The sequence below is a fragment of the Methylomonas rhizoryzae genome, from assembly GCF_008632455.1.
Classification (GTDB): Bacteria; Pseudomonadota; Gammaproteobacteria; order Methylococcales; family Methylomonadaceae; genus Methylomonas; species Methylomonas rhizoryzae.
On sequence record NZ_CP043929.1, the window covers coordinates 3565823 to 3577570 of the forward strand.

The 11748-nt window shown below is 54.2% G+C and carries 9 protein-coding genes; 2 read left to right on the forward strand and 7 right to left on the reverse strand.

Features of this window, described 5'->3' with window-relative positions; translation table 11 throughout:
* The first annotated feature begins 291 nt into the window (after window positions 1-291).
* Together F1E05_RS15995 and pntB are read left to right on the forward strand one after the other, a co-directional pair.
* Window positions 292-1854 carry a Re/Si-specific NAD(P)(+) transhydrogenase subunit alpha gene (locus F1E05_RS15995; protein ID WP_150050202.1) on the forward strand — a complete coding sequence of 521 codons (1563 nt, stop codon included), beginning with the start codon at window positions 292-294 and terminating at the stop codon, window positions 1852-1854.
* A gap of 12 nt (window positions 1855-1866) precedes the next feature.
* On the forward strand, window positions 1867-3255 hold the full coding sequence (gene pntB, locus F1E05_RS16000) for a Re/Si-specific NAD(P)(+) transhydrogenase subunit beta (RefSeq protein ID WP_150050204.1): 1389 nt from the start codon (window positions 1867-1869) through the stop codon (window positions 3253-3255).
* 111 nt (window positions 3256-3366) lie between these two features.
* On the opposite strand, the gene F1E05_RS16005 is transcribed toward pntB, so the two are convergent.
* The 7 genes from F1E05_RS16005 to ettA all read right to left on the reverse strand — a co-directional run bounded on the left by F1E05_RS16005 (window position 3367) and on the right by ettA (window position 11652).
* Window positions 3367-4659 carry an adenylosuccinate synthase gene (locus tag F1E05_RS16005; protein WP_150050206.1) on the reverse strand — a complete coding sequence of 431 codons (1293 nt, stop codon included), beginning with the start codon at window positions 4657-4659 and terminating at the stop codon, window positions 3367-3369.
* Between the two features lie 14 nt (window positions 4660-4673).
* Entirely contained in the window at window positions 4674-5864 is a 1191-nt protein-coding gene (locus F1E05_RS16010) for an ATP phosphoribosyltransferase regulatory subunit (RefSeq protein WP_150050208.1), read from the reverse strand.
* 71 nt (window positions 5865-5935) lie between these two features.
* Window positions 5936-6790: a protease modulator HflC gene (hflC, locus tag F1E05_RS16015; RefSeq protein ID WP_150050210.1), complete on the reverse strand. Its 855-nt coding sequence runs from the start codon at window positions 6788-6790 to the stop codon at window positions 5936-5938.
* 4 nt (window positions 6791-6794) lie between these two features.
* On the reverse strand, window positions 6795-7994 hold the full coding sequence (gene hflK, locus F1E05_RS16020; protein WP_150050212.1) for an FtsH protease activity modulator HflK: 1200 nt from the start codon (window positions 7992-7994) through the stop codon (window positions 6795-6797).
* A gap of 133 nt (window positions 7995-8127) precedes the next feature.
* Window positions 8128-9405, reverse strand: coding sequence for a ribosome rescue GTPase HflX (gene hflX / locus F1E05_RS16025; RefSeq protein WP_150050214.1), 1278 nt, complete (start codon window positions 9403-9405; stop codon window positions 8128-8130).
* 12 nt (window positions 9406-9417) lie between these two features.
* Window positions 9418-9663, reverse strand: a complete 246-nt coding sequence (gene hfq / locus F1E05_RS16030; RefSeq protein ID WP_150050216.1) for an RNA chaperone Hfq — start codon at window positions 9661-9663, stop codon at window positions 9418-9420.
* A gap of 324 nt (window positions 9664-9987) precedes the next feature.
* Entirely contained in the window at window positions 9988-11652 is a 1665-nt protein-coding gene (gene ettA, locus F1E05_RS16035) for an energy-dependent translational throttle protein EttA (RefSeq protein WP_150050218.1), read from the reverse strand.
* Window positions 11653-11748 lie beyond the last annotated feature (96 nt).

Consider the following 11748-nt stretch of genomic DNA (forward strand, 5'->3'; position numbering starts at 1 on the left):
TTGCTTCGCTAGGTACAACGCGGCGTTCGGCCGTTTGCCGCGTTGGACGATTGTGCAACCCGCACTTTTCAAACGTTCGACCACTACACGTCTGATTGATTTACTGTCGTCGCCGCCTAAGAATTTCATAAATTCCCTTATGCAAATGTCCGCAAGGATTCTAGTCTACAATTTTTGCGGTTTTAAAAACGATTGATATTCGCCAGCCAATCCCCTATTCTCGGACACAGTAAGGCCCCAACAACACTGCAAAGCATACCGTTTCGCTTTCATTACAACAAAGGAGCTATTATGAAAATCGGCGTACCCAAAGAGATACGCGAGGGTGAAAAACGCGTCGCCATCACTCCCGAAGCCGCGGAAAAAATCATCAAACTCGGCTTCCAGATTTGCCTGGAATCCGGTGCCGGATCATCCGCCGACATCAACGACGAAGCCTATCGAGAGATCGGCGTCGAAATCTTGCCGGACGCCAAATCGGTCTGGAAACAAGCGGACATTGTCATGAAAGTCAGAGCGCCGGAAAGCCATCCGGAATTGGCCTTGGACGAAGTCAGCCTGATCAAGCCGGGCCAGCATTTGATCAGCTTCATTTGGCCGGCGCAAAACGAACAGCTGATGAAAAAGCTGGCCGATAAAAAAGCCACCGTGTTGGCCATGGACAGCGTGCCGCGCATGTCCCGGGCCCAAAAAATGGACGCGCTCAGTTCCATGGCCAATATCGCCGGCTACCGGGCCGTGATCGAAGCCGCGCAACATTTCGGCCGCTTTTTCACCGGCCAGATTACCGCAGCCGGCAAAGTGCCGCCGGCTAAGGTATTGGTGATAGGCGCCGGCGTCGCAGGTTTGGCCGCAATAGGCGCGGCGCGCAGCATGGGTGCCATCGTTAGGGCTTTCGATACCCGACCGGAAGTCAAAGAACAAATCGAAAGTATGGACGCCGAGTTTTTGATGCTGGACTTCGAAGAGGACGGCTCCGGCAGCGGCGGTTACGCCAAAACCATGTCCAAGGAATTCATCGAAGCCGAAATGGCTTTATTCGCCCGCCAAGCCATGGAAGTGGATATCATCATCACCACCGCCTTGATCCCGGGCAAGCCCGCGCCGGAGCTGATTACCGCCGGCATGGTCAAATCCATGAAACCGGGCAGCGTCATCGTGGACTTGGCCGCCGAGCAGGGCGGCAACTGTGCGTTGACCGAAAAAGATCAAGTCGTGGTCAAACACGACGTTACCATCATCGGCTACACCAATCTGCCCAGCCGCATGGCCAATCAGGCCAGCCAACTCTATGCCACCAATCTCAGGCATTTGCTGACCGACTTGTGCCCCCAAAAGGACGGCAATTTGCTGGTCGACATGGAAGACGAGGTCATCCGCGGCGCTACCGTGATCAAGGAAGGCGCCATCACTTGGCCGCCGCCGCCGCCCAAACTCAGCGCCGGCCATAAACCGCTGACCGAATCGCCCGCGGTAGCGGAAGTCGTCGCCAAGCGGCAAATCGTGCCGGACCCGCTCAAGCAATGGCTACCCTTTCTATTGGCCGGCGCGGCCTTGTTCGGGGTCGGTTCGGTAGCCCCCACCTCGTTCCTGGAACACTTTACCGTGTTCGTGCTGGCGTGCTTCGTCGGTTATCAAGTCATCTGGAACGTAACCGCCTCGTTGCACACCCCTTTGATGAGCGTCACCAACGCCATCAGCGGCATTATCGTCATAGGCGCCCTGGTGCAAATCTCCACGCCGGATAATTGGCTGGTCACGATTTTGTCCGCGGTCGCAGTCTTGATCGCCGCCATCAACATCGCCGGGGGCTTTTTGGTCACCCGCCGCATGTTGGAAATGTTCCGAAAGTAAGGGGAGAAACGCATGTCACAAGGTTTGGTAACGATGTCGTATATCGCGGCATCCATTTTATTCATCTTGAGCCTTAGCGGCCTGAGCAACCAAGAGACCGCCCGCCGCGGCAACTACCTGGGCATGGCCGGCATGGCCATCGCCATCCTGGCCACGATACTCAGCGATAAAGTCACGGCCTACACCCTTCTGATTATCGCCTTGGCGATAGGCGGTTTTATCGGCTCCCGAGCCGCCGCCAAGGTGGAAATGACGCAGATGCCGGAATTGGTCGCGTTAATGCATAGCCTGGTAGGGATGGCGGCAGTGCTGGTAGGCTTCAGCAATTTTCTGGACCATAGCTCCACACTGGAAGGCGTAGAAAAAACCATACACGAGCTGGAAATTTACATCGGCATCTTCATAGGCGCCGTGACCTTCTCGGGTTCGGTCATCGCATTCGGCAAGCTGTGCGGCAAAATCAACGGCAAACCGGTGTTGTTACCGGCCCGGCATTGGCTGAACCTGGGTTTGTTCGCCGTCGCCTTCCTGTTGGGCGGCAGCTTTCTCAGCAGCGCGGAAAACGGCGGCGGCTGGTGGCAATTAATCCTAATGACCTTGATCGCGCTGGCGTTCGGCGTGCACATGGTCATGGCCATTGGCGGGGCCGACATGCCGGTCGTGGTATCGATGTTGAACAGTTATTCCGGGTGGGCCGCCGCCGCCACAGGTTTTATGTTGAGCAACGACCTGCTGATCGTGACCGGCGCGCTGGTCGGCAGTAGCGGGGCGATTCTGAGCTATATCATGTGTAGAGCGATGAACCGGCATTTTCTCAGCGTGATCGCCGGCGGTTTCGGCACCAGCGGCGGCGCGGCGGCGGAAGTGGAAGGCGAAGTCAGCCCGATCGAAGCGGAAGAAACCGCTCAACTGCTACTGGATTCCAAAGATATCGTCATCATCCCGGGATACGGCATGGCGGTTGCGCAAGCGCAGCACACCGTCAACGACATCACCAAATTGCTAATCGCCAAGGGTAAAAAAGTTCGTTTCGCCATCCACCCCGTGGCCGGACGCATGCCCGGCCATATGAACGTGCTGTTGGCGGAGGCCAAAGTCCCCTACGACATCGTGTTCGAAATGGACGAAATCAACGAAGATTTTCCTGAAGTCGACGTTTCCATCGTGATTGGCGCCAACGACATCGTCAACCCGTCCGCGCTGGACGACCCGAATAGCCCGATTGCCGGCATGCCGGTGCTGGAATGCTGGAAAAGCGCGACAACCATCGTCATGAAACGCAGCATGGCTTCCGGTTACGCCGGAGTCGGCAACCCCTTGTTCGTGCACGAAAACACCCGCATGCTATTCGGCGACGCCAACGACAGGCTGCAAGCCTTGTTGAAAGCCTTGCAAAGCTAGGCCGGGGGCCCAAGCCAAGCGTAAAAAAGCCGGCTGCTTTATAGGGCTAGCCGGCTTTTTTGTGAGCGCCGCCAAGGCTCAGCCGCGGCGACTTTGTTTGCATATCAGTGCCTAACCGAACGGACTTTCCAAAATAATGGTTTCGTTCCTGTCCGGACCGGTAGACAAAATCGTCACTTTTACCCCGACCAGGGCTTCGATGCGGGCGATATACGCTCTGGCGTTTTCCGGCAAGTCTTCGAAGCGGGTAACGCCGGCGGTGCTGTCGTTCCAACCCGGCATTTCCTCGACCACCGGCTCGCACACCGCATACTGATCGGCACCCAAGGGCGCAGTTTCGGTCAGCCTACCGTCGATCTTGTAGGCGGTGCAAATGCCGATTTTATCCAGGCCGTCCAGCACGTCCAGTTTGGTCAGACAAATGCCGCTCAAACTGTTCAACTGCGCGGATTTACGCATGGACACGGCGTCGAACCAGCCGCAGCGACGCTTACGGCCGGTGGTAGCGCCGAATTCGTGACCTTTAGTCCCCAAATGCTCGCCGTAACTATCGTGCAATTCCGACGGAAACGGCCCGTTGCCGACTCGGGTCGAATAAGCTTTGGTAATACCCAGCACATAATCGATAGCCAAAGGCCCTACGCCGCTGCCGGTTGCGGCTCCGCCTGCGGTAGTATTGGACGATGTCACATACGGATAGGTGCCATGGTCTATATCCAACAAAGCCCCCTGCGCCCCTTCGAACAAGATGTTGTGTTCCTGTTGCTGGTGAATATACAGTTCCTCTGCTACATCCGCCAGCATCGGAATGATCTGTTCGCCCAGTGCCAGCAAGGTATCCAGCATTTGCTGATAATCCAACGCTTCGGCTTGGTAATAATTGACCAACATGAAGTTATGGTATTCGACCAGTTCTTTCAAGCGCTGCGCGAACTCCTGCGGTTTGAGCAGGTCGCCGGCACGCAGGCCGCGGCGCGCCACTTTGTCTTCATATGCGGGACCGATGCCGCGTCCGGTGGTACCGATCGCTTTGCTGCCACGGGCTTTTTCCCGCGCTTGGTCTATCGCCACGTGAATAGGCAGAATCAACGCGCAAGCTTCACTGATTTTCAAGCGGTTACGTAGCGGTACGCCGGATTTTTCCAGCAATTCGATTTCCTTGATCAAGGCCTGCGGGCACAAAACCACCCCGTTGCCGATCAGGCATTGCACCTTGTCGCGCAACACGCCGGAAGGAATCAGGTGCAAAACGGTTTTTTCGCCGTTGATCACCAAGGTGTGACCGGCGTTGTGTCCGCCTTGGAAACGCACGACCGCGGAGGCTTGCTCGGTCAATAAATCGACCAATTTACCCTTACCTTCGTCACCCCACTGCGTGCCGATGACAACTACATTTTTTCCCATATATTTTTTCAACCCTAACTTAATGGCTTGACGACCCAGCGGCCATCCTGTTTTTCCAGAATTGCGTTACACCCCAGCTGCTCGGCACTTCCGGTCTGACCCGGCAAATAGCGGATCACCTTAGTACCCTCGGCCCGCAAATCGCGCACCAGCACCGCCAAATCGGCATCGTCGTCGGCCGGCGCCAGCACGGACTGACGGCCGCCTATCGAGACTTGCGGTTCCAGCAAACCCGCCAAGGTTTTCAAATCCGCGCTAAACCCGGTTGCAGCCCGGGCCCTGCCGAACACCGCGCCGATATTGTCGTAACGGCCGCCACGGGCGATTTCCCTACCCATACCGGGAACAAATGCCGCAAATACAACACCGGTGTGATAATGGTAACCGCGCAATTCCGCCAAATCGAAACTGACGGCAAGAGATGGATAATCGCGTTGCAATTTATCGGCGACAGCTTGCAGTTCGCCTAAGGCTTGATCGATGCCGGCATCGGCGAGATCGAGCAAACGTCCAGCCTTGTCCAGCACCTGCACGTCGCCGTTCAGCTTGGTCAAGGCTTCGAACAAGGCTTTCAATTCGGCGGCAATGGCGAAACCGTTCAACAACTCGCTCAGCTCGGTGCGGGCCTTGCGTTGCAAGACGTCGAACAATTCGGCTTCCTGGGTTGCATCCAATCCGGCCAGTTGCACCAAAGCCCGGTAAATACCTACATGGCCTAAATCCAAATGGACGTGTTGCGCACCGCTGATGGCCAACATTTCCAGCATCAGTTGCACGACTTCGTAGTCGCTTTCGATTCCGGCGTGGCCGTATAACTCGGCACCGATTTGCATCGGACTGCGGGTTTTTTCCAACGGATCACCTACGGTATGCAACACCGTGCCGGCATAGCACAAACGGGTGGGCCAAGCATGCTTCAAATTATGCGCATCGATACGCGCCACTTGCGGGGTCATATCGGCCCTTACCCCCAACAGTTCACCGCTCAATTGGTCGGTCAATTTGAAGGTTTGCAGATCCAAATCCGAGCCCGAGCCTATCAGCAAGGACTCCAAATAATCGACGAACGGCGGCACTACTAGTTGGTAGCCCCAGCGTTCGAAAGTATCCAGCAAGTCCCTGCGCAAGCGTTCTACGTGCGCAGCCTGTGCCGGCAACATCTCCGAGATGCCTTCCGGCAATAACCAGGAATTTTTTTTTTGCATTTTCGTTATTCCAAGCGCAGAAAACGCCCCGACCGGCGGAGCGTTTTCTGCGGCGTTTTTAAACACCTAAGTTATTTCGGATGCCTGAAAAATTTGAAGAAATCGGAGTCCGGCTCCAATACCATGATATTACCGGACTTGCCCAAGCTTTGTTTATAAGCAATCATGCTACGATAAAACGCATAAAACTCGCTGTCTTCTCCGTAGGCCTTTGCAAAAATCTCAGCGGCCTTGGCATCACCCTCACCCCGCAGCACCTCGGAATCCCGGTAGGCATTGGCTAGAATGATCTCACGCTGCTTATCCGCATCCGCACGGATGCGCTCAGCAGCCTCGGATCCTTGCGAGCGAAACTCGCGCGCGACTCTCGCTCTTTCCGCCTCCATCCTTTGATATACCGAACTGCTGACTTCATTCGGTAAATCGATACGCTTGACTTGCACATCCACAATACTGATGCCTAATTTAGCCGCATGCGGCGATAAATTGGTTATCAACGCCTCCCTGATCGCGCTCCTATCGGTGGAAACCAGTTGTTTGATTTCTCTTTTGCTGAACTCGCTCCGGGCAGCATCTTTCATCATTTGATCAAGACGAATATTCGCCTGACCTACATCGCCGCCGACTGTAGTATAAAAGGTCTTTACATCCCCAATACGCCATTTGACGAAAGAGTCCACGAGAACGTTTTTCTTTTCCATGGTTAAAAACCGTTCCGGCGTGGAATCCATGGTTAGGATACGTGCGTCGAACTTTTTAACGTTGTTAATCAAAGGCCATTTGAAATGCAAACCCGGTGCGTAGTCAGCTCCGACAATTTCACCCAAACGGAATTTGATGACTCTTTCGGTTTCGGCAACGGAGAATACCGACATCAACAACACTATGATGGTTGCACCGACCGCAACGACTAATTTATTGCCCATATTATTAGCGCCCCCTCACGTCGCGTTCCCGCGCTGATGCGCGGATATCGCTTTCATATTTTTGAATAGGCTGGCTGCTACCCGGCGATGTAGATTGCTCGGGTAAGGCTACCGCTTCGACAGCCGGAGCGGGGGAATTGCCAACGACTTTATCCAGCGGCAAATACATAATGTTATTACCGTCTTTGACGTCGACCAACACGCTGCTGGCACGATTCAATACCGTCTCCATCGCCTCGAGATACATCCGCTGTTTAGTCACTGCCGGGGCTTTTTTATACTCCGTCAACAACTGGGTAAAACGACTGACATCCCCATTGGCCTGTGCACTAACTTTTTCCTTGTAGCCTTCCGCCTCTTGCACGATACGAGACGCCGCGCCGCGCGCCTTAGGCAGCACATCGTTGGAATAAGCTTCCGCCTCGTTGATCAAACGCTGTTTGTCTTCACGAGCTCGGATCGCATCCTCGAACGCACCTTGAACCTGCTCCGGCGGCTGGGCATCCTGCAAGTTGACACTGGTCACCAAAATACCGGTCCGATAGGCATCCATGACTGCTTGAATTTCCGCTTTGATAGCGGATACGATTTCGCTACGCCCTTCGGTCAGCACGAAGTCCATGTTACTGGCACCGATCACGCCGCGTTCCACGCTTTCGGTCACCTGTTTAAGAGTCGAATTCGGATCCAACACATTGAACGCATAATCCTTGGCGTCTTTAACTTGATATTGCACCGCCAGCCGCACATCGACGATGTTTTCGTCTTTGGTCAACATCATCGCTTCTTTCGGTACCGATCCCATGGCCTGGCCGCTACCTGAACGGTAACCCACTTCGATAAAACGTTGCTGTTCGACGTTAATCACCTGAACTTGCTCAATCGGGGCGGGTATATGCCAATTCAGACCGGGCGTAGTGGTTTCCACGTAAGCGCCAAAGCGGGTGACGACCCCGCGAGTGCCCTCGTCCACGGTATACCAACCGCTGACTCCCCATAGCACTACTGCGCCGATAGCCAGATAGCCCAAACCGGCCATGGAAGAGCCTCCGCCGGAACGGCCACCGCCCGAACCGCCGCCGAAGATTTTTCCCAACTTTTCCTGCAGTGAACGAACGACTTCATCTAAATCGGGAGGGTTATTCCGGTCGTTCCGACCGCTCCACGGGTCATTCTTATCGCCGCCAGGCTCATTCCAAGACATATGAACACTCCAATTGGACTGTAAAACCAACGCTGAAGGCATTGCAATCGAAATCAACCGGCTTGCATCGCGCTAAAGCGGACCATTCTAACTTAAATTATCGTATCCGGTAAGCCGCCGGCGCCGCGCCGCCTCAGCCCGGCAAGGCCAACACTTCTTCGGCGCGCACGTCTTTCAACAAGCCTAAATTTTTCTTGTCGATTTCTATCGTCAGTTCGCATGCGCCAAAATCGTCGATTTTTTCTTCTAAAAAACGCACTTGGCCGAACCATTTGGCTTTCAAACCGGCCTGACTGGCCGGCAAAAAACATTTGCGTATCACTTTGCTGTCGCAAAAACATTGTTTCAAGGCTTGCAGCAACAAATCCACCCCTAGACCGGTTTGTGCACTGATCCAGACTGCTACCGGCCGGCCGTTTGCATCAAAATCGATGCGTGGCGCTACCTCTTCCAGCAAATCGATCTTGTTGTAAATTCTTAACTGGGCGATCGAGCCGGCACCGATGTCTTGCAGTACACGGTTGACTTCCAGAATCGTATCCTCGCGGTCCGGAGCATCGGCATCGATCACGTGCAACAACAGATCCGCCTCGCTGGCCTCCTGCAACGTGGACCGAAACGCGGCAACCAACTCGTGCGGCAAATGCCGAATAAAACCGACCGTATCGGCCAAAATAACCTCGGCATTTTGGTCTATCGGCAAATGCCGCAACGTCGGGTCCAGCGTCGCAAACAATTGGTCGGCGGCGTAAATGCCGGCGCCTGTCAGTGTATTGAACAACGTGGATTTGCCGGCGTTGGTATAGCCGACCAGGGAAACCGTGGGAATTTCGGCTTTTTTTCGTTTGCTGCGCCCCTGGTGGCGTTGTTTCTCCACTTTTTGCAAGCGCTGCTGTATCTGCTTGATCCTGACCCCTAGCAAACGCCGGTCGGTCTCCAGCTGGGTCTCACCCGGACCACGCAGACCGATACCGCCCTTTTGCCTCTCCAAGTGCGTCCAGCCACGTATCAGGCGGGTCGATAAATGCTTGAGCTGGGCCAATTCCACCTGCAACTTACCTTCGAAAGTTTGCGCGCGTTGGGCAAAAATGTCCAAAATCAAGCCATTCCTATCCACCACCCGGGTTTCCAGGGCTTTTTCCAAATTACGTTCCTGGCTGGGCGACAGCGGGTGGTTGACGATAATGATATCGGCCTGATGTTCAGCCACTGCGGCTTTTATTTCATCCAGCTTACCGAGGCCGACAAAATATTTCGGGTCTGGCCGGTGCCTGCTGCCGCAAACGGTATGAATAGGCTGAGCGCCCGCCGATTTGGTAAGTTCTTTCAGCTCGTCGAGATCTTCTTGTCCGACTTGCAAATTCAGGTGAACAAGTATGGCTCGTTCACCCGCATCGGGACGTTCGAACAAACAATAAACCTCTTAGTGTTGTTCGTCCCCTGCATCGCTATCGCGGTGCATGGTCACGTTTTTACTCGGCACGATGGTCGAAATGGCGTGTTTATAGACCATTTGATTGACAGTGTTTTTCAACATTACGACATATTGATCGAAAGAATCGACCCGGCCTTGCAGCTTAATGCCGTTGACCAGGAAGATAGATACAGGGGTATGCTCTTTTCTAAGCGCATTCAAAAAACTATCCTGCAAATTCTGTGCTTTCGACATCCTATTTCTCCTTATTATTGTTCTTGCGGGCATACATTACCCGCTCTAAGCATGGATTTCAACATAACGGGCACTAGGGTTTTCCACCCGGACTCAAGGGTAAGTTTGGGACGAATTACAAGCTTTTCAAGTTCCAAGAGCCACGAAAAAAAATTCGCAGCCCCAACATTTGACAGACAATAGCCGGCGGCGAAGCCGGAATTGCGAAAACATAACCGGATAACCTCAAAGCTAAGCCGCAATAATTAAGCCTTTCCGTTAGGCAACGCCTGCCGACTTGACGGCGGATAGAAACCAACGCCGTTAACCCGGCAAAACCGCGTGTTAACTTATTTTTTTGTACTTGATTCGATGCGGCGTATCGGCATCGATGCCTAAGCGGCGATGCCGATCAGCTTCGTAATCGGCGTAATTGCCTTCGAACCAGACGACTTCGCTATCGCCTTCAAAAGCCAGCATGTGAGTGGCAACCCGGTCTAAAAACCAACGGTCGTGCGAGATCACCACCGCGCACCCCGGAAACGCCAGCAAGGCTTCTTCCAGCGCACGCAAGGTTTCCACGTCCAAATCGTTGGTCGGCTCGTCTAGCAGCAGCACGTTGCCGCCGCTTTTGAGCAGCTTTGCCAAATGCACCCGGTTGCGCTCGCCGCCGGACAGATCGCCGATACGTTTTTGCTGGTCCGGCCCTTTAAAGTTGAAACGGCCGCAATAAGCGCGGGACGGTGTTTCATATTTACCGACCGTAATCATGTCCAAACCATCGGAAATTTCTTCCCAGACGGTTTTGTTGTTATCCATATTGTCGCGGAACTGCTCGACATAAGACAGCTGTACCGTTTGTCCCATGGTAAAAGTACCCGAATCCGGCTGTTCGAAACCGGCCATCATCCGAAACAAGGTGGTTTTACCGGCGCCGTTCGGGCCGATGATGCCGACGATACCGCCGGGCGGCAACTTGAAGCTCAAATTGTTGATCAACAGCCTGTCGCCGAAACCTTTGCTGACGTTGTCGGCCTCGATCACCACATCGCCCAGCCGCGGACCGGGCGGAATATAAATTTCCTGGGTCTCGTTGCGTTTTTGCACTTCGACCGAAGACAATTCTTCGAAACGAGCCAGACGGGCTTTACTCTTGGCATGCCGGCCTTTCGGATTGGAACGCACCCATTCCAACTCGGCTTTCATGGCTTTTTGCCGCGAACTCTCCTGCTTTTCCTCTAATTCCAGGCGTTTTTCTTTCTGCTCCAGCCAGGACGAGTAATTGCCCTCCCAAGGAATACCCATGCCGCGGTCCAATTCCAAAATCCAGCCGGCGACGTTGTCCAAGAAGTAGCGATCGTGGGTCACCGCCACCACGGTGCCGCTGTAATCGTGCAAGAAACGCTCCAGCCAGGCCACCGATTCGGCGTCCAGATGGTTGGTCGGTTCGTCCAGCAACAACATGTCCGGCTTGGACAACAACAAGCGGCACAAAGCTACCCGGCGCTTTTCGCCACCCGACAACTTACTCACGTCGGCGTCCCAATCCGGCAAGCGCAAGGCATCGGCGGCAATCTCCAACTGCCTATCCAAATTATGGCCGTCGCATGCGTTGATAATGTCTTCCAGCTTGGCCTGTTCCGCCGCCAATTTATCGAAGTCGGCGTCGGGGTCGGCATAAGCGGCATACACCGCATCCAACTGCGCCAGCGCATCTTTGACGTGCTGGACCGATTCTTCGATGATGCCGCGCACGTTTTTAGTCGGATCCAACTCGGGTTCTTGCGGTAAATAGCCGATATTGATGCCTTTCAGCGGCACGGCTTCGCCTTCTATTTCCTTGTCCACCCCGGCCATGATGCGCAGCAACGTGGATTTACCGGACCCGTTCAGACCCAACACGCCGATCTTGGCGCCGGGAAAAAACGACAAGGAAATGTCCTTCAAAATGTATTTTTTGGGCGGCACGACTTTGCCGACCCGGTTCATCGAAAAGATGTATTGCGCCATGGTTTTTCGAAAACTGAAAAAAATAAACCGGCATTATACCGTGGCCGAACCAATCACAAGGAGCAATTTGCTGCCAAGACCAAACCTGCCCTTTAT

Coding starts and splice junctions, on each gene's coding strand:
- F1E05_RS15995 (WP_150050202.1), top strand. CDS start 292: ATGAAAATCGGCGTACCCAAAGAGATACGCGAGGGTGAAAAACGCGTC.
- pntB (WP_150050204.1), top strand. CDS start 1,867: ATGTCACAAGGTTTGGTAACGATGTCGTATATCGCGGCATCCATTTTA.
- F1E05_RS16005 (WP_150050206.1), bottom strand. CDS start 4,659: ATGGGAAAAAATGTAGTTGTCATCGGCACGCAGTGGGGTGACGAAGGT.
- F1E05_RS16010 (WP_150050208.1), bottom strand. CDS start 5,864: ATGCAAAAAAAAAATTCCTGGTTATTGCCGGAAGGCATCTCGGAGATG.
- hflC (WP_150050210.1), bottom strand. CDS start 6,790: ATGGGCAATAAATTAGTCGTTGCGGTCGGTGCAACCATCATAGTGTTG.
- hflK (WP_150050212.1), bottom strand. CDS start 7,994: ATGTCTTGGAATGAGCCTGGCGGCGATAAGAATGACCCGTGGAGCGGT.
- hfq (WP_150050216.1), bottom strand. CDS start 9,663: ATGTCGAAAGCACAGAATTTGCAGGATAGTTTTTTGAATGCGCTTAGA.
- ettA (WP_150050218.1), bottom strand. CDS start 11,652: ATGGCGCAATACATCTTTTCGATGAACCGGGTCGGCAAAGTCGTGCCG.